This window comes from Rhodococcus gannanensis (assembly GCF_042681175.1).
Lineage (GTDB): Bacteria > Actinomycetota > Actinomycetes > Mycobacteriales > Mycobacteriaceae > Rhodococcus_G > Rhodococcus_G gannanensis.
This window is the reverse complement of the sequence record NZ_JBHUFB010000013.1, coordinates 439,612-457,162: the sequence shown is the minus strand read 5'-3', so window position 1 is coordinate 457,162 and position 17,551 is coordinate 439,612. Positions and strand designations below refer to the sequence as shown.

Here is a 17,551-nt window from a genome sequence, read left to right as displayed (position 1 = left end):
GAGCTCCTGATCGGTCTCGAGGCGATCTCCGAGGCCGACGAGCGCGGCATGCGGACCGTGATGTGCATCCTCAACGGCCAGCTCCGGCCGGTGTCGGTGCGCGACCGCTCCATCGCCAGCGAGATCCCCGCCGCCGAGAAGGCCGACCGCTCCAACCCCGGCCACGTCGCGGCACCGTTCGCGGGCGTCGTCACCCTCGTCGTCGCGGAGGGACAGAAGGTCGCCGCGGGCGACACGATCGCCACCATCGAGGCGATGAAGATGGAGGCCGCCATCACCGCGGCTCGGGGTGGCACCGTCACCCGGCTCGCGATCAGCCCCGTCCAGCAGGTCGAGGGCGGCGATCTGCTGACCGTGATCTCCGTCGTGGCAGCCGAGGAGGACGCCCCGCAGTGACGACCTTCGTGGCCGGGGCACACGAGTGACCCGGATCGTGGCAGGCGCCGCCGGTGGGCGCAGGCTCAGGGTTCCGCCCGCCGGCACCCGTCCCACATCGGAGCGGGTGCGGGAGGCCCTGTTCAGCGCGCTGTCCGCGCGCATGGACCTCGACGGCGCGCGGGTTCTCGACCTCTATGCGGGCTCCGGTGCGCTCGGGCTCGAAGCGCTCTCACGCGGTGCCGGGTACGTGCTCCTTGTGGAGTCCAATGCCCGTGCGGCCGCCGTCGTGCGGGAGAACATCGCGGTCGTCGGGTTGCCGGGGGCGGTCGTCCAGACCGCGCCCGTCGCCGCCGTGGTCGCCGGGACCGCCGACGGCGAGTACGACATCGTGATGCTCGATCCGCCCTACGCGCTGGACTCTGCCGAACTCGGTTCTGTGCTGGCCGATCTCACCACGAAGGGGTGGATCGGGGAGGGTTCGCTCGTAGTGGTCGAGCGGGGCACCCGATCCCCGGACACGGTGTGGCCGGAGGGTTTCGACGTCGAACGGGTGCGCAAGTACGGCGATACGCGCGTCGAGATCGCCTGTTACGGTCTGCAGTCATGAGCAAGGTGGTCTGCCCCGGATCCTTCGACCCTGTCACCAACGGCCACCTGGACGTGATCGAACGGGTCGCTGTCCAGTTCGACGAGGTGGTCGTCACCGTCGTCGTCAACCCCAACAAGCAGGGCATGTTCAGCGTCGAGGAACGACTCGACATGCTGCGCGTCGCCACGAAGGATCTGCCGAACGTCCAGGTCGATGCGTGGCAGGGTCTGCTCGTCGACTACGCGACGGCCAACGGTGCCACCGCGATCGTCAAGGGCCTGCGCGGTGCCAACGACTTCGACTACGAGCTGCAGATGGCGCAGATGAACCACAAGCTCACCGGCGTCGACACCCTCTTCGTGGCCACCAACCCGCGCTACAGCTACCTGTCCAGCTCGCTGGTCAAGGAGGTTGCGACGTACGGCGGTGACGTCGAGGACATGCTGGCGCCGCACGTGCACGCGGCGCTGCTCGCCCGGATCGCCCAGCGCAAGGCCGCGAAGTAGCGGCACCGCGGGCCGGCGCCCCCCGGGTGCGGCACGCACCGAAGCCCGATTGATCCTCGACACACCGGTCGTGGCGCGGCGTCGCCACCGCGGCCCTGCGGCAAGATTGACGGTGTAGTCGCAGTCGAGGATTGGGGTTGGCGTGTACCGGGTATTCGAGGCGCTCGACGAGCTCGTCGCGATCGTGGAAGAGGCCCGTGGTGTGCCGATGACCGCGGGTTGTGTCGTTCCTCGAGGTGATGTGCTCGAACTGCTCGACGACGTACGGGACGCGATTCCCGGCGAGCTCGACGACGCCCAGGACGTCCTCGACCACCGCGACAAACTGGTCGGTGACGCGCGGGATCACGCGGAGAAGATGGTCTCTACCGCGACCACCGAGGCGGACGAGACCCTGTCGAGTGCGCGCGGCAACGCCGACCGGATCCTCGCCGACGCCAAGGACAAGGCCGACCGCATGGTCGCGGAGGCGCAGGCGCATGCGGATCAGCTGATCGCCGACGCCGAGGACGAGGCGGAACGGACCGTCTCGGACGCCCGCCGTGAGTACCAGGACGTCACCGGCCGTGCCGCAGCCGAGGCCGACCGCATGGTCGAGGCGGGACGCAATGCGCAGGAGCGGGCGATCGCCGAGGGGCAGGCCGAACAGGAGCGGCTGGTCTCGGCGACGGAGGTCGTGCAGGCGGCTCATGCCGAGTCGGCGCGGGTGATCGACGCCGCGCACGCCGAGTCCGATCAGCTGCGGACGGACTGCGATCTCTACGTGGACAACAAGCTCGCCGAGTTCGAGGAGTTCCTCACCGGCACCATCCGGTCCGTCGGCCGTGGTCGCCAGCAGCTGCGGACCGGGTCCGGCGTCCCGACCTATGACGACCCGGACGACCGCCGCCCGAACCGGCGCTGATCCTCACCGCGCCCGAGCCGGGACGACGGCCTCCGCCGTCGGGATCGCCTCGGGTGTGGCAGCCTTCGTCCGACGGCGGATCGCCTTGTCCGCCTCGACGACGACAGGGACGATCAGTGCCCACCCGATGCAGGTCAGCCACTGACCACCCGTCAGGGACGTGGTCATCAGCAGGTCCTGCAGGAAGCCGAGTTCCACCGCGCAGACCGTGACGACGAGCGGGATGCTGAGGACCTTCAGCGCCCCCAGAACCGGTGCGGTGAGTCCGGATTCGGGATCGCGCCGCATGACGAGGCCGGCCATGATCGATGCCAGTGACATCACGACGAACGCCATCGTCATCGGCACGTTCGCCTCGTCCGGGCTGAGTTCGCCGGGGGCGAGGAGCATCGCGGCGAGGGTGATCGCGAACTGGAGGATGCCGTAGGCGAGCCACTGCACGAACGCGGAGCGATTGGCGATCGGCTGCCCCGGGTCACGCGGCGGCTTGCTCATCAGGTTCGGTGGCGCCTGGTCCCGCATGATGGCGAGAACCGGGAACAGAGTGATGAAGAAGTGCTGGAACAGCACCATCAGTGGGGTCAGGGCCACACCCTCGTTGATGTCGAAGATGCTCGCGGCGAGGAACAGGAGGACGAGCGAGAACAGTTTCGCCATCTGGTAGCGGATGTACGAGACGATCTTGTCGTAGATGCTGCGGCCCAACCGGATCGCAGTGACGAGGGTGCCGAAGTTGTCGTCGGTGAGGACCATCTTCCCGGCCTGCTTCGTCACCTCGCTGCCCGAGCCCATGGCGACGCCGATGTCGGCCTTCTTCAGTGCCGCGGCGTCGTTCACGGCGTCACCGGTCATCGCGACGACCGCGCCGCCGCGCTGCATGACGTCGGCGAGCCGGAGCTTGTCCTGCGGGGTGACGCGGCCGAACACGTGCAGGTTCGGGAGCGCGGCGGCGAGCTCCTCGTCGCTCATCGCCTGCAGTTCGGTGCCACCGACAGCGCCACCGCCGAGTCCGAGCTCGGCGCCGATCGCGGCGGCGGTGATCGCGTGGTCGCCGGTGATCATCCGAACCTCGATGCCGGCCTCGTGCGCGGTGCGAACCGCCTCGACGGCCTCCGGTCGCAGCGGGTCGATGATGCCGACCATTCCGATGAACGTCAGCCCGCCCACGAACGACATGGGGTCGGAGGTGACCGCGTCCTCCTCGCCGTCCAGATTCCGGGCCGCGAAGGCGAGCACCCGCAGTCCCTTCTCCGACATGGATCGGTTCGCCGCCGCCAGCTCGTCCCGGACCTCGTCGAGCGGGACCCGCTGCCGGTCGGGCAGGAAGGCGTGGGTGCAACGGTCCAGGACGACGTCCGGTCCGCCCTTGACGATCTCCACGAACTGGGTGTCGCCGTCGATCTCGAGGTGGTGGAAGGTAGCCATGAACTTGTACGCCGAGTCGAACGGAACCTCGGCGACCCGCGGGTACCGCTGCCGGGTGAGGGGCGCGTCGACGCCGACCTTCGCAGCGAGCACCACCAGGGCGGCCTCGGTGGGATCGCCGACCACCTCGCCGGTGTCGGAGACGGTGGCGTCGCTGTCGAGGCAGAGTCCGTACGCGAGCATCGTGAAGTCGGGCGTGGGTTCGCCCGCGGCCTGCGTGATGGCACCGGTCTTCGCGTAGCCCTCACCGCCGACGGTGTACCAGCGGGTGTGGAAGTACAGGGAGCGCACCGTCATCTGGTTCATCGTGAGGGTGCCGGTCTTGTCGGAGTTGATCGCGCTCGTCGCCCCGAGCGTCTCGACGTCCGTGAGGTTCTTCACCACCGCCTTCGCATCGGCGAGCTGGCGCGCTCCGAACGCGAGCATCGCCTGCACGAAGGTCGGCAGCCCGGTCGGGATCGCGGAGATGCCCATCGAGATCCCGAGCAGGAGGACGGTCGTCAAGTCCTGACCGCGGACGATTCCGATGACGACGATGACCGCCACCGCGAGCCAGGCGATGAGACCCAGGATCTTCGTGAGGGAGTCGAGTTCGCGTTGCAGCGGCGACTTGCTCGGCGCCACCGCGGACAGCATCGAGGCGATGCGCCCCATCTCCGTGTGCATCCCGGTGTCGGTGACGACCATCGTCGCGGTACCCCGGGTGATCGATGTGTTCTGGAACACCATGTTGCTGCGGTCGCCGAGAGGAACCTCCGGGTCGGTCAGCGTCGACGGGTCCTTCGAGACGGGTGCGGACTCGCCGGTGAGTGCCGCCTCCTGGGATTCCAGGGTGGCGGTGCGGATCAGTCGCCCGTCCGCGGGCACGATGTCGCCTGCCTCGAGTTCCACCACGTCGCCGGGGACGAGGGTGGTCGCGTCGACCTGACTCAGCCCGCCGTCACGGATCACGCGGGCCTGCGGCGTCTGCATCTTCGCGAGCGCGTCGACGCTGGCGCGCGCCTTCAGTTCCTGCTGGGTCCCCATCACCACGTTCAGCAGCACCAGCGCCGCGACCACGATCGCGGTCGGGATCTCGCCGATCGCGATGCTGACGACGGCCACTGCGATCAGCATGAGGTTCATCGGATCCCGCACCTGCCGCAGCGCCGTGGCCCACATCGACGGGGCCGGTTCGGCGGCTATGACGTTCTCACCCCACCGCTGCGCCCGCACGCGCGTCTCGTCGGTCGTCAGCCCGGTCCGGGCATCGGTCGACAGCGCGGACAGGACGGCGTCCGGGTCCTGGGCGTGCCACGGCACCGGAGTGGACGGGGGAGTGACGGGGCGATCGGTGACGGACATCCTGGGCTCCTCGGAACGGGAGAGTGCCGGAACTGCGGTGCGATCGGTGCGAGTGTGCCCCGTCGGGTCAGAACGGGGTCGGAATCCAGTGCAGCGGCTGACGCGGCGGCACGTAGTCGCCGGCCGGCTGCCGGTCGGGGAGTCGGACCTTGCGGTGTTCGAGCGGTTCGTACGGGACCTGCCCGAGCAGGTGGGAGATGACGTTGAGGCGTCCGCGCTTCTTGTCGTCGGTGTTCACCAGGAACCACGGCGCCCACCCGGTGTCGGTGTGGCGGAACATGTCGTCCCGCGCCCGCGAGTAGTCGTACCAGCGGCTGTAGGAGGCGAGGTCGAGATCGGAGAGCTTCCACACCTTGCGGGGGTCGTCGATCCGGCTCTGCAGGCGCAGGGTCTGCTCCTCCTCGCTCACCTCGAGCCAGTACTTGAGCAGGATCACCCCCGATTCGACGATGGCCCGTTCGACCTCGGGCACCGTCTCGAGGAACTGCACCGCCTGGTCCTCGGCGCAGAAGCCCATCACGCGTTCGACACCGGCGCGGTTGTACCAACTGCGGTCGAACACGACCACCTCGCCCGCAGCGGGCAGGTGCGGGATGTACCGCTGGATGTACATCTGGGACTTCTCGCGGTCGGTCGGTGCCGGCAGTGCGACCACCCGGAACACCCGCGGGCTGACGCGCTCGGTGATCGCCTTGATGACGCCGCCCTTGCCCGCGGTGTCGCGGCCTTCGAACAGGATGCAGACCTTCGCACCCGACGACTTCACCCACTCCTGCATCGCCACGAGTTCGGCGTGCAGCGGTTCGATCAGGTGGCGGTACTCCTTGAACTTGAGGCGTTCCACGGACTCCGATGCACCGGGGCCGAGGAGTTCGCCGTCCCGGGAGGTCCGGTCGTCGTCCGGCCGTGGCCGGTCGTGCTTCCGGTCGTGACCGTGTCCGTGTTTCTTGCCCACTGGGACCACCTCTCCACCTCGCCGTACCGCGGATGAATCGACTGGCCGACATTGTGCTCCCGGCGGACCGGTTGCGCACCATGGACACGCGGTGCCCGCAACTCGCGGATTTCGTGCGCGGCGACGGATCGCGTACCCTGGTGTGGTTGCCCAACGCGGGCCCGCCCCAGTCGTCGCCAGCGCACGAAACGTGCGCTGCACACAGAAAGAGTGCCGAGTGTCCTCCCACAGTTCCGCCACGCCCCGTCACGACGGTGCCTTCGTGCTGGACACGCGCAAACTCGGACGCCGGCCGGGCTCCATGACCACCGTCACCCGGACCGTCCCGACCCCGACGCGGATCGGCCTCGACCTGATCGCGGTTCCCGAGGGCGCGGACGTCGAACTGGACCTGCGCCTCGAGGCCGTCTCCGAGGGCGTACTGGTCACGGGCAGCGTCCGGGCCGACATGACGGGTGAGTGCTCGCGCTGCCTCGAACCGTTCGACGACACCCTCGACCTCTACCTCACCGAACTGTTCGCCTACCCGAACAGCATCACGGAGGAGACCACCGAGGAGGACGAGGTCTACCGCATCGTCGACGACCTCATCGACCTGGAGCCCGTCATCATCGACGCGGCCGGTCTCGAACTTCCGCTGCAGCCGCTGTGCAGCGAAGACTGCCAGGGACTGTGCCCCGAATGTGGCATTCGCCTGGCGATTGCAGAATCTGGGCATGGGCATGAGATACTTGATCCTCGCTGGGCTGCCCTCGCGGGGAAGTTGGCTGACGCCAACAGTGTCGATGCCGATGCCGAGTCCAGCACGAATCGTGTGAACACCGAAGCCGAGGAGAAGTAGAAGTGGCTGTCCCCAAGCGCAGAATGTCGCGATCCAACACCCGGTCGCGGCGCAGCCAGTGGAAGACCACTGCGCCCACCCTCGTCACCTGCCCGAACCGTGGCTGCGGCGAGAAGACCCTGCCGCACATCGCGTGCCCGTCCTGCGGCACCTACAAGGGTCGTCAGGTCACCGCTGCCGTCTAGTCGTAGTGACAAGCAGTACGAGCCCCACGGCTCCCGCCGGCGGCGAGGAGGGCAAGCATGCTTCCCTCCTCGCCGCTCTTGGCGTTGATCTGGACGAATCGCTCCTGACCCTGGCGTTGACGCATCGCTCGTACGCGTACGAGAACGGCGGACTGCCGACGAACGAGCGACTCGAATTCCTGGGCGACTCGGTGCTCGGTCTTTCCGTCACCGAACGCCTCTACACCGCTCATCCGGACAAGTCCGAAGGTGAGCTGGCCAAGATCCGCGCCAGCGTCGTGAACATGCACGCGCTGGCCGAGGTCGCGCGTGGCCTCGGCGAAGGCGGACTCGGTGCGCACCTCCTCCTCGGCAAGGGCGAGGAGATGACCGGCGGCCGGGACAAGCCCAGCATCCTCGCCGACGGCATGGAATCGCTCCTCGGCGCTGTGCACCTTCAGCACGGTATCGATGTCGCCCGATCGGTGGTCCTGACGCTCTTCGCCGAGCTGCTCGAGCGCGGACCGCGCCTCGGCGCGGGCCTGGACTGGAAGACGAGCCTGCAGGAGCTCACCGCGGAGCGCGGCGCAGGCGTGCCGGTCTACGAGATCACCTCGACCGGCCCCGACCACGACAAGGAATTCACCGCGACGGTCCTCGTCGCGGGTGCTCCCTTCGGCGTCGGCGTCGGCCGCACGAAGAAGGAAGCCGAGCAGAAGGCGGCCAGCAGTGCCTGGCAGACCCTGACGGACGGACAGTCCGACTCGGGTGCCGACGGTGACTCCGCTGTCGGCTCCACCGCGGACGTCGTCGGCGAGTAGACCCGCGGTGCCCGAACTTCCCGAGGTCGAGGTGGTCCGTCGTGGACTGACCGCGCACGTTGTGGGGTCCCGCGTGGACGCCGTCGAGGTGCTGCACCCGCGGGCCGTCCGCAGGCACCTACCGGGCGGCGCCGATCTCGCCGCCCGGCTCACCGGGTTGTCCGTGACCGCCGCGCAGCGGCGCGGCAAGTACCTCTGGCTCGAAGTCGATCCCGGGGACCTCGCCGTCGTCGTGCACCTCGGCATGAGCGGGCAGATGCTGGTGCAGGCACCCGAGGTCGCACGGGAGAAGCACCTGAGAATCCTCGCGGAACTCGACAGCGGCCGGGAACTACGATTCGTCGACCAGCGCACCTTCGGTGGCTGGGCTCTGGCTCCGCTCGTGGAGGTGGACGGGACCGCAGTCCCGGAGCCGGTCGCGCACATCGCCCGGGATCCGCTCGATCCGCTGTTCGATCCCGACGGCGCGGTTGCGGCGATCCGCCGCAAGCAGTCCGAGATCAAGCGGGTGCTGCTCGACCAGACGGTGCTCTCCGGTGTCGGCAACATCTACGCCGACGAGGCGTTGTGGCGCAGCAGGATTCACGGGAATCGCGCCGCGGACCGGCTGACCCGTCCGCAGGTCCGTTTGCTGCTCGAATCCGTGACCGAGGTCATGACACAGGCGCTCGCGCAGGGTGGCACCTCCTTCGACGCGCTGTACGTCAACGTGAACGGCGAGTCCGGCTATTTCGACCGCTCGCTGTCCGCGTACGGACGTGAGGACGAGCCGTGTTCCCGGTGCGGTGCGCCGATCCGTCGGGAGAAGTTCATGAACCGCTCCTCGTACTCGTGCCCGCGCTGCCAACCGCGGCCGCGACTGCCGCGCTGACGACCGCCTCCGCGCGATCCGGACCGAGATGCAAAGGCGCACCGAAGGATGTCCGGACGGTGGCTAGGATTGCTGCATGCACGACTTCACCCGGCTCGACGACGCGATCCTGACGACACTGCGGACGAGCATCGGGATGTTGCGTGAGGAGAACGACTCGCTCGCGCTCGTGGCGTGCGGAATGGTCGAAGACCTGACCGGGTTCTTCGTCGCCGGCGCCGATGCGACGTGGCTCACCGGACTCGACGGTTCCTCCGAAGATCGAGCCCAGTCGGCGTGGTGGCCCTCGGAGTGGCCGCACGGCGCCGACGACCCGAGCGATACCGCACCGGGCCGCGTGACGAGCGCGATCTGGGCGCTCTCGGGAACACAAGCCGTGATCGACGGCACCGGCAAGGCGCTGGAGGGCGAGGCCTACGACGCACTGTGTCGGGACTACGAGCATCGGATCGTGTTGGCGCTTCGGCAACTGCAGGCAGAGGGCGAATTGCGCGACTCGGCAGGACGAGAGCTGTGGGTCTGGCTGCACTCGGCCGACGACTCCGACTCGGAGCTCGACGAGCGCACTTTCGGGTTGCTCCAGAGTTCGGATCTTGCCGCAGACTTCAGTGAGCGCTTCGGGGCCGGCAGCGATCGGCTGCTGAATCGCATTGCTCGCCGGACCTGATGGTGGGAAGCGACACGATGCCTCCGTCGAATTCGGACAGTCGTGGCGACTTCATGAACCGCTCCTCGAGCGGTTGCCTGCGCTGCCCGCCGCGGCCGCGACCGCCGCGCCGATGACGGCCGCCGCGTGATCTGCGCGGGATTCCGGTAGTCGCGCATAGCCGCACAGCAGTCCACGAGGACCGTCCGAGGTTGCCCGGTAGTCGGCGAGCGGGCGCACCCGCACCCCGTGTTCCTCGATTGTCTCGGCCACTGCCCGGTCGTCGCAGCCGTCCGGAAGTCGCAGCGCCACATGGAGTCCCGCCTCCACGCCGAGGAGTTCCACGCCGGGCAGGTGCCGGTCCAGCGCCCCGACGAACGCCTGCCTGCGGGCCGCGTAGGTGCGTGACGTCCGCGCGAGATGAGCGGTCAGCGCGCCGGAGCCGACGAACTCGGCGAACGCGTCCGCGGTCACGGAGCAGACCTTCTCCCCGCTCACCTCCAGTGCGTCGTGGACTCGGGGGAGGAGACGTCGCGGCGGGATCAACCAGGCCAGGCGCAGGCCGGGGCCGAGAATCTTCGACGCCGTCCCCACGTACGCGACCCGCTCGTCGCCTCCGGCCAGCGACCGCAGCGCGGGCAGCGCGGGGACACCGAAGCGGAACTCGCCGTCGTAGTCGTCCTCGATCACGAGTCGGTCGCCCACTCGTGCCAGCAGTCCGGCGCGGCGGGTCACCGGCGTCCGCCCGCCCATCGGGAACTGGTGCGCCGGGGTGCAGTACACGGCGGCGTCCGACTCGAGCAGATCGTGTGGGTCGAGGCCGTCGGTGTCAACGTCCACAGGCCGGATGCGGGCACCCGCCGCCGCCAACGTGATTCGCGCCTTCGCATACCCCGGGTCCTCGAAGGCGACCTGTCGTCCGGTGAGATCGGCTGCGCCGACCAGCGTCCGCAGCGCAGCCTGCACGCCCGGCACGATCACGATCTCGTCCGGATCGGCGACGACGCCGCGGGTGCGGCGCAGGTGCACCGCGAGAGCTTCGCGCATCGCACGGTGTCCGCGGGAACCGGCCGCGGCGAACGGGATCGGGCGCGCACTCGCGGTGCGCCACGCCGACCGCCAGTGCCGAGTGGACACGAGGTCGGTGTCGGGGAGTCCAGGGGACAGGTCGATGCCAGGTGACCGCTCGTCGGTCGATTCCGTGGAACCGTGCACCGGGCCGGTGGCGACGTGGGGTGCGGCGCCCGCGCGGGCGGCGTCGTCTGCGCCGGTCGCGACCGTCGTTCCCGATCCAGCGCGGGAGTCGACGAAACCCGCCGCCGCAAGTTCGTCGTACGCGTCGACGACGGCTGTCCGGGACACGCCCAGTTCGGCGGCGAGCCCGCGACTGGACGGCAGAGCGTCGCCCGGACGGAGCGCACCGACCCGCAGTGCGTCCACGATCGCTGCGGCGATCCGATGCCGCAGTGGTCCCTCGGACTCGGACAGCACGAGGGCCAGCGAGGACGGGGTCGCGGTCCGGGACATGCGACCAGATTACTGGTCTACCAGTTCTGACAGAAGTGGATCTGGTTTCGAAGCCGGAATGCCGCGAGAGTGAAGTCATGACGACCACCGACCGACTCGACCGCATTCACCGCCTCTCCGAGCGGGCCCGCGCCGACCGCGACGACCTCGACGCGATCCTCGACGCCGCCTCCGTCGGAACCCTCGCCACCGTCGTCGACGGGCTGCCCTGGGCGGTACCGATGCTGTACGCCCGCGTCGGAGACCGGATTCTGCTGCACGGCTCGACCGGCGCGGGCGCACTGCGACACGTTGCAGCGGGTGCCCCCGCGGCACTGTCCGTCACCCTGCTGGACGGACTCGTGCTGGCCGACAATCTGTACAACCACTCGGCGAACTACCGGTCCGCGGTCGTGCGGGGTGCGCTCACTTCCGTCCCTACGGACGAGTCGGACGCCGCGTTGATCGAGCTGTCCGACGCGCTGATTCCGGGCCGCTCCACCGAGGTTCGCGTCGCGAGTCGGAAGGAACTCGCCGCCACGCTCGCCGTCGAGCTGACCATCGCTCCCGGCGGCTGGACCGTCAAGGTGCGCGATGCACCGCCGTCGGAAGGCGCGGGGGACCCCGACGTCTGGGCCGGTGTGGTTCCGCTGCGGACCGTCACCGACGACCCGATTCGCGCGCCGTGGGTCAACGCGACGACGCCGGTGCCGGAGTCGGTGCGCAGGCTCGTCAGTCGGGAATGACGCGGCCTCTTCCCCACGGCGCGACCGTCAGCGGGTCCGCTCGTGGATCCAGTCGAGGTGATCCTTCAGCTCCTGCGGTCCGTGCACGACGAACCTGCAGTCCAGCGAGAGGAGTCGTATCGCCAGCCATTCCACGGTGTCCGGCGCGCTGCGCCATCGGGTGGCGTCCGCCTCCGGCGTCAGTTCGCCGTCACCGAGGTGATCACGCAGTCCGGCCATACCCACATTCTGTGCCACATCCAGGACAGGATCTGTCCTATTTCGTGTCTAGCGTCGGAGTCGCACCATCGACACGACCTCGAAAGGAACCGAACATGTCCTCTCTGCGCACCGGTACCCCGACCGGCTACACGAGCGTCGCACCCTGGGTCGTCACCGACGACACCGGCGCCTTCCTCGACTTCGTCTCCCAGGTGTTCGACGGGGAGGAGCTCGCCCGAGTGGCGACCGAGGACGGGTCGATCGGTCACGGCGAGATCCGGGTCGGCGACACCGTCGTGCTGGCCTTCGACCGACGCCCGGAGTGGCCCGCCCTGCCGAGCCTGCTGCGCGTGTTCGTGCCCGACGCGGACGAGTCGTTCGCGAGGTCGATCGCCGCCGGCGCGGAGGTGGTCACCGAGTTGGGGGACAGTGCATTCGGGCAGCGCGGAGGGCGCATCAAGGATCCGTTCGGCAACATCTGGTGGGTGACAAGTCACGTCGAGGACGTCCCCGAGGACGTGATGTGGCAGCGGATGCAGGACCCGGTGTACTCCGAGCAGATGCGCGTGGCGCAGGCGACGCTCGACGCCGAGCTGAGCGGCCGAACGCAGGGACGCAGCAGCGCACCGGTGCGCTGACCGCAAGGCACGTTCCGCACGATCCTGAGCAGCACCGCGAGGACCTCGCGGTGCTGCTCGCCGTCGATCGCACACCGTCACGACCTCGTGGGTCCGGAACGCTCGCGACAACAGGGTCGTCGCCGGGCGTCAAGAACGCGTCAACGGCCCAGGTCGGGGCGTCAGGGAGGCGTAAGGAACGGTCGCCGGACCCGCTTCCGGGGGCACTGTGCACTGTGGCCCGCACACGCGGGCCGGGGAGCGCCACAACCGGCGGTACCCACTTCGCCCCTGAAAAGGAATGCGTGATGGCAGATATGGCCTACGTGCTGCTGATCCTCGGATGCTTCCTCGTCTGTGCGCTGTCGCTGCGCGCTCTCCAGTCGAGGAATCGGCGATGACCGCGGCCGGTGCCGCGAGCGTCGTGCTCGTTGCGCTCGCGGCAGCGCTGGTGATCTACCTGCTCGTCGCCCTCGTCGACCCCGAAAGGTTCTAGTTCGTGAATCCCGCACTTGCGGCGGGGCTGCAGATCGCGCTCGTCGTCGGCGTGCTGGCGTTGCTCTACGTCCCGCTCGGCGACTACATGGCCAAGGTCTACGGCACCGACCCCGACCACCGACCACGTGACCTGAAGGTCGAGACGGTCCTGTACCGGCTGTGCCGGATCGATCCCCGATCCGAGCAGACCTGGTACGGCTACGCCGGATCCCTTCTGGGCTTCTCGGCTGCCGGCGTGCTCTTCCTGTACGTACTGCAGCGCGTCCAGGGGGTGCTGCCGCTCGGTGGTGACCTCGCGGGCGTGAGCCCGTCGGTCGCGTTCAACACGGCGGTCTCGTTCGTCACCAACACCAACTGGCAGTCCTACGTGCCGGAGACCACGATGAGCCACCTGACCCAGATGGTCGGGCTCACGGTGCAGAACTTCGTGTCCGCGGCCGTCGGCGTCTCGGTCGCCGTCGCGCTGATTCGTGGCTTCGTCCGGGTGTCCCGCGGCGGCGAGATCGGCAACTTCTGGGTGGACCTCACCCGCGGCAGCCTGCGCATCCTGCTGCCGCTGTCCCTGCTCGTCGCGCTGATCCTGCTGAGCCAGGGCGTCGTCCAGTCGCTGCGCTCCGGTTTCGACTCCACCGGACTCGACGGCAGCGCCGTCACCAACGCGTTGGCACCGGTCGCGTCCCAGGAAGCGATCAAGGAACTCGGCACCAATGGCGGCGGCATCCTCGCCGCCAACTCGGCCCACCCGTTCGAGAACCCCACCCCGATCAGCAACATCGTGGAGATCATCGCCCTGCTGCTGATCCCGGTGTGCCTCACCCGCACCTTCGGGACGATGGTGGGCAATCGGAAGCAGGGTCTGAGCCTGCTCGCGGTGATGGGCATCCTGTGGTCCGGCATGCTGGCCGTCACCCTTGCCGCCGAGTCCGGCACCCGGGGCGTCGCCGCCTCTGCCGCCGGCGCGATGATGGAGGGCAAAGAGGTCCGCTTCGGGATCCCCGGCAGCGCCCTGTTCGCGGTGAGCACCACCGGAACCTCGACCGGCGCGGTCAATGCCGCCCACGACAGCATGTCCCCGCTCGGCGGCGGTACGGTCCTGCTGAACATGCTGCTCGGTGAGATCGCTCCCGGCGGTGTGGGATCCGGGCTGTACGGACTTCTCGTGCTCGCAATCGTCGCCGTCTTCGTCGGCGGTCTGCTCGTCGGCAGGACCCCCGAATACCTCGGCAAGAAGCTCGGGCGCAGGCAGGTAACGCTCGCGGCGCTGTCGGTGCTCGTGATGCCGGCACTCGTCCTGATCGGGACGTCGATCACCGTGATCCTGGCGTCCACGACGGGCTACATGGGCAACTCCGGTGACCCCGGAACCCCTCAGGCGATCCACGGCTTCAGCGAGGTGCTGTACGCGTTCGCGTCGGCTTCCAACAACAACGGCAGCGCATTCGGTGGCCTCACCGTCACCAGCGACTGGTTCCAGTCCGCACTCGGCGTCTGCATGCTGTTCGGCCGGTTCCTGCCCATTGTCCTGGTTCTCGCCCTCGCCGGCTCCCTCGTGACGGAGCCGCGGACCGCTCCCACCGCGGGCACTCTGCCGACGACCGGTCCGATGTTCGCCGGGTTGCTCACCGGCACCGTCGCGCTTGTCGCCGCCCTCACCTTCTTCCCCGCCCTCGCACTGGGCCCGATCGCGGAGGCACTCCAGTGACCGTTCACGTGCAGGATCGCCCGACCACCGACCGACATCCCGACCACGCCGCAAGCCCCGTCCAGGCCGGGTTCTTCGACCCGCGTCACCTCGTGACGTCCCTGCCGGGCGCGGTACGCAAGCTCGACCCGCGGCACCTGGCACGGAACCCGGTGATGTTCGTGGTGTTCGTCGGTTCGGTCGTCACCACGCTGTACGCGATCGCCGACCCGTCGGTGTTCTCGTGGGTGGTGACCTGCTGGCTGTGGTTCACCGTGCTGTTCGCGAACCTCGCAGAGTCCGTCGCGGAGGGACGCGGCAAGGCACAGGCCGCAGGACTGCGGAAGATCAAGCAGGACACCACCGCTCATCGGATCGGTTCCGGTGGTGCGATCGAGTCCGTCGCCGCCACCGACCTGTCGATCGGCGACCGTGTGGTCGTCACCGCCGGTGAGGTGATCCCCGGCGACGGCGATGTCGTCGAGGGCATCGCCAGCGTCGACGAGTCCGCCATCACCGGCGAGTCCGCGCCGGTCGTCCGAGAATCCGGTGGCGACCGATCCGCGGTCACCGGCGGCACCGTCGTGTTGTCCGACCGGATCGTCGTCGAGATCACCGCCGCGCCGGGACACACCTTCGTGGACCGGATGATCTCCCTCGTCGAGGGAGCTCAGCGGAAGAAGACACCGAACGAGATCGCGCTGAACATCCTGCTCGCGTCGCTCACCATCGTGTTCCTGCTGGCCGTCGTCGCGATCGGTCCGATGGGGCAGTACGCGGGCGTCGAGCAGGACCCGATCAAACTGATCGCGCTCCTGGTCTGCCTGATTCCCACCACGATCGGTGCGCTCCTGTCCGCGATCGGCATCGCAGGCATGGACCGACTCGTGCAGCGCAACGTCCTCGCCATGTCCGGTCGGGCCGTCGAGGCAGCCGGGGACATCGACACCCTGCTCATGGACAAGACCGGCACCATCACCTTCGGTAACCGCCGCGCCACGGCGCTGTATCCGGCACCGGGCGTGGACCCGGAGGACCTGGCCGAGGGTGCCCGGTTGTCGAGCCTCGCCGACGGCACCCCGGAAGGGCGCAGCATCATCGAACTCTGCGCGGCCGAATTCGGGATGCCCGATCAGCCGTCGGACGTCGAGCGGGACAGCGAGTTCGTGCCGTTCACCGCGCAGACCCGGATGAGCGGGCTCGACCTCGCGTCCGGTGAGCGGGTGCGCAAAGGCGCCAGCGACGCCGTGTTGCAGTGGGTGCGGGAGCTGCGCGGCAGCTACCCGGTCGAGGTGACGGACACGGTCACCGAGATCGCGGCCGCGGGCGGAACGCCTCTCGTGGTCGCGACGTCGGGACCCGCCGGTGTACGAGTGCTCGGTGTCGTCCGGCTGTCGGATGTCGTCAAACCCGGTATCGCGGAACGGTTCGCCCAGCTGCGGGCGATGGGGATCCGCACGGTGATGGTGACAGGGGACAATCCGCTCACCGCGAAGGCGATCGCGGCGGAGGCCGGTGTCGACGACTTCCTCGCCGAGGCGACCCCGGAGGACAAGCTCGACCTCATCCGGCGCGAGCAGAGCGGTGGCCGGCTCGTCGCGATGACCGGCGACGGAACCAACGACGCGCCCGCGCTCGCGCAGGCCGACGTCGGGGTGGCGATGAACACCGGGACGTCCGCCGCGAAGGAGGCGGGCAACATGGTCGACCTCGACTCCGACCCGACGAAGCTCATCGAGATAGTCGAGGTGGGCAAGCAGCTCCTGATCACCCGCGGTGCGTTGACGACGTTCTCCCTGGCGAACGACCTCGCGAAGTACTTCGCGATCCTGCCCGCGCTGTTCAGTGCCATCTATCCGCAGCTGGACACGCTGAACATCATGCGGCTCGCCACACCGCAGTCCGCGATCGTCTCGGCGGTGGTGTTCAACGCGCTGGTGATCGTCGCGCTGATCCCGCTGGCGCTGCGCGGCGTGCGATACCGACCTGTCGCCGCCCAGGCCCTGCTGGGCCGAAATCTGCTGGTGTACGGACTGGGAGGAGTGATCACGCCGTTCGTCGGAATCTGGCTGATCGACCTCGTCGTCCGACTGATTCCCGGAATGGGCTGAGTGAGAATGCAATTCACGATCGGATTCCTGCGTCAGATGCGTGCCGGGCTGCTGGTGCTTCTCGCACTGACGGTCGTCCTCGGCGTGTTCTATCCCGCGGTCGTGTGGGGAGTCGGGCGGATCGGACCCGACTCCGCGGAGGGTTCACCTGTCCACGACACGAACGGATGCGTCGTCGGCAGCGCCCTCGTCGGCGTCGACCCGGCGCCGCCGGCCGGCGAACCGGACCCGTTCTTCCACGCCCGTACGACCGGGTCGGCGGCGGACGAGGACCCGTTCGCTCCCGGTGACCCTGCGGCCGCCCTGCCCACCAACCAGGGGCCGAGCAGCGACGTGCTCGCCGGTTTCGTCGCGGCGCGTCGTGCGGCGATCGCCGAGCGTGAGGGCGTCTCCCCGTCGGACGTTCCCGTCGACGCCGTCACCGGTTCGGGCTCGGGCATAGACCCGCACATCAGCCCGGCGTACGCGGCGATCCAGGTGCCACGCGTCGCGGCGGCGACCGGACTCGGGGAGCCCCGGGTGCGCGAGCTCGTCGCCGAACACACCGAGGGGCGTCAGCTCGGGTTCCTCGGCGAGGAGCGGGTGAACGTGCTCGAACTGAACGTGGCACTCGGTCTGACGGCACCGGATTGCGTCACCGCTGGTGGATGATGGCGTTGTGAGACCGGAGCGGAGCCCGCGGAGCGAACCGATCACAGACCGGCGGGGAGAACTGCGCATCTATCTGGGCGCTGCGCCCGGCGTCGG

19 protein-coding genes are annotated in these 17,551 nt (G+C 68.9%); 15 read left to right on the top strand and 4 right to left on the bottom strand.

Going from position 1 to position 17,551, the window contains the following annotated elements; all coding sequences use genetic code 11:
* The 4 genes from ACFSJG_RS19370 to ACFSJG_RS19355 form a co-directional block, all read left to right on the top strand.
* Positions 1-396, top strand: a 396-nt coding sequence (locus ACFSJG_RS19370) for a biotin/lipoyl-containing protein (protein ID WP_378486847.1), incomplete at its 5' end; no start/stop codon positions are given.
* 25 nt (positions 397-421) lie between these two features.
* On the top strand, positions 422-985 hold the full coding sequence (gene rsmD / locus ACFSJG_RS19365; protein ID WP_378486846.1) for a 16S rRNA (guanine(966)-N(2))-methyltransferase RsmD: 564 nt from the start codon (positions 422-424) through the stop codon (positions 983-985).
* On the top strand, positions 982-1,473 hold the full coding sequence (gene coaD, locus ACFSJG_RS19360) for a pantetheine-phosphate adenylyltransferase (RefSeq protein WP_378486845.1): 492 nt from the start codon (positions 982-984) through the stop codon (positions 1,471-1,473). Before rsmD ends, coaD begins: the two co-directional genes overlap by 4 nt.
* Before the next feature lie 142 nt (positions 1,474-1,615).
* Positions 1,616-2,377: a DivIVA domain-containing protein gene (locus tag ACFSJG_RS19355; protein WP_378486844.1), complete on the top strand. Its 762-nt coding sequence runs from the start codon at positions 1,616-1,618 to the stop codon at positions 2,375-2,377.
* A gap of 3 nt (positions 2,378-2,380) precedes the next feature.
* On the opposite strand, the gene ACFSJG_RS19350 is transcribed toward ACFSJG_RS19355, so the two are convergent.
* Both ACFSJG_RS19350 and ppk2 read right to left on the bottom strand, forming a co-directional pair.
* The gene (locus ACFSJG_RS19350; protein ID WP_378486843.1) at positions 2,381-5,146 is read right to left on the bottom strand and encodes a cation-translocating P-type ATPase; all 2,766 of its coding nucleotides are present in this window, start codon (positions 5,144-5,146) and stop codon (positions 2,381-2,383) included.
* A gap of 67 nt (positions 5,147-5,213) precedes the next feature.
* The gene (gene ppk2 / locus ACFSJG_RS19345) at positions 5,214-6,101 is read right to left on the bottom strand and encodes a polyphosphate kinase 2 (protein ID WP_378486842.1); all 888 of its coding nucleotides are present in this window, start codon (positions 6,099-6,101) and stop codon (positions 5,214-5,216) included.
* A 262-nt stretch (positions 6,102-6,363) separates the two neighbouring features.
* Here ppk2 and ACFSJG_RS19340 point away from each other — a divergent pair, with 262 nt between their 5' ends.
* The 5 genes from ACFSJG_RS19340 (at position 6,364) to ACFSJG_RS19320 (ending at position 9,465) form a co-directional block, all read left to right on the top strand.
* Positions 6,364-6,942, top strand: a complete 579-nt coding sequence (locus tag ACFSJG_RS19340) for a YceD family protein (RefSeq protein ID WP_378486841.1) — start codon at positions 6,364-6,366, stop codon at positions 6,940-6,942.
* A 2-nt stretch (positions 6,943-6,944) separates the two neighbouring features.
* Positions 6,945-7,127 (top strand): 50S ribosomal protein L32, encoded by a 183-nt coding sequence (gene rpmF, locus ACFSJG_RS19335; protein WP_043809451.1) that lies wholly within the window; start codon positions 6,945-6,947, stop codon positions 7,125-7,127.
* Positions 7,128-7,132: 5 nt separating this feature from the next.
* Positions 7,133-7,927 (top strand): ribonuclease III, encoded by a 795-nt coding sequence (rnc, locus tag ACFSJG_RS19330; protein WP_378486840.1) that lies wholly within the window; start codon positions 7,133-7,135, stop codon positions 7,925-7,927.
* A 7-nt stretch (positions 7,928-7,934) separates the two neighbouring features.
* The gene (gene mutM / locus ACFSJG_RS19325) at positions 7,935-8,798 is read left to right on the top strand and encodes a bifunctional DNA-formamidopyrimidine glycosylase/DNA-(apurinic or apyrimidinic site) lyase (protein ID WP_378486839.1); all 864 of its coding nucleotides are present in this window, start codon (positions 7,935-7,937) and stop codon (positions 8,796-8,798) included.
* A 76-nt stretch (positions 8,799-8,874) separates the two neighbouring features.
* Entirely contained in the window at positions 8,875-9,465 is a 591-nt protein-coding gene (locus ACFSJG_RS19320) for a hypothetical protein (protein WP_378486838.1), read from the top strand.
* A 51-nt stretch (positions 9,466-9,516) separates the two neighbouring features.
* Here the strand turns inward: ACFSJG_RS19320 and pdxR are convergent, their stop codons facing one another.
* On the bottom strand, positions 9,517-10,971 hold the full coding sequence (pdxR, locus tag ACFSJG_RS19315) for a MocR-like pyridoxine biosynthesis transcription factor PdxR (protein ID WP_378486837.1): 1,455 nt from the start codon (positions 10,969-10,971) through the stop codon (positions 9,517-9,519).
* Between the two features lie 77 nt (positions 10,972-11,048).
* Between pdxR and ACFSJG_RS19310 the strand changes: the two genes are divergently transcribed.
* Positions 11,049-11,696, top strand: coding sequence for a pyridoxamine 5'-phosphate oxidase family protein (locus ACFSJG_RS19310; protein WP_378486836.1), 648 nt, complete (start codon positions 11,049-11,051; stop codon positions 11,694-11,696).
* 27 nt (positions 11,697-11,723) lie between these two features.
* On the opposite strand, the gene ACFSJG_RS19305 is transcribed toward ACFSJG_RS19310, so the two are convergent.
* Positions 11,724-11,915: a hypothetical protein gene (locus ACFSJG_RS19305; protein WP_378486835.1), complete on the bottom strand. Its 192-nt coding sequence runs from the start codon at positions 11,913-11,915 to the stop codon at positions 11,724-11,726.
* 95 nt (positions 11,916-12,010) lie between these two features.
* Here ACFSJG_RS19305 and ACFSJG_RS19300 point away from each other — a divergent pair, with 95 nt between their 5' ends.
* The 5 genes from ACFSJG_RS19300 to ACFSJG_RS19280 all read left to right on the top strand — a co-directional run bounded on the left by ACFSJG_RS19300 (position 12,011) and on the right by ACFSJG_RS19280 (position 17,455).
* Entirely contained in the window at positions 12,011-12,535 is a 525-nt protein-coding gene (locus ACFSJG_RS19300; RefSeq protein WP_378486834.1) for a VOC family protein, read from the top strand.
* Positions 12,536-12,911: 376 nt separating this feature from the next.
* Positions 12,912-13,010 carry a K(+)-transporting ATPase subunit F gene (kdpF, locus tag ACFSJG_RS19295; RefSeq protein WP_378486833.1) on the top strand — a complete coding sequence of 33 codons (99 nt, stop codon included), beginning with the start codon at positions 12,912-12,914 and terminating at the stop codon, positions 13,008-13,010.
* 3 nt (positions 13,011-13,013) lie between these two features.
* Positions 13,014-14,714, top strand: a complete 1,701-nt coding sequence (gene kdpA / locus ACFSJG_RS19290) for a potassium-transporting ATPase subunit KdpA (RefSeq protein ID WP_378486832.1) — start codon at positions 13,014-13,016, stop codon at positions 14,712-14,714.
* 8 nt (positions 14,715-14,722) lie between these two features.
* Positions 14,723-16,804, top strand: coding sequence for a potassium-transporting ATPase subunit KdpB (kdpB, locus tag ACFSJG_RS19285; RefSeq protein ID WP_378486881.1), 2,082 nt, complete (start codon positions 14,723-14,725; stop codon positions 16,802-16,804).
* A 6-nt stretch (positions 16,805-16,810) separates the two neighbouring features.
* On the top strand, positions 16,811-17,455 hold the full coding sequence (locus tag ACFSJG_RS19280) for a potassium-transporting ATPase subunit C (RefSeq protein WP_378486831.1): 645 nt from the start codon (positions 16,811-16,813) through the stop codon (positions 17,453-17,455).
* Positions 17,456-17,551: the final 96 nt, after the last annotated feature.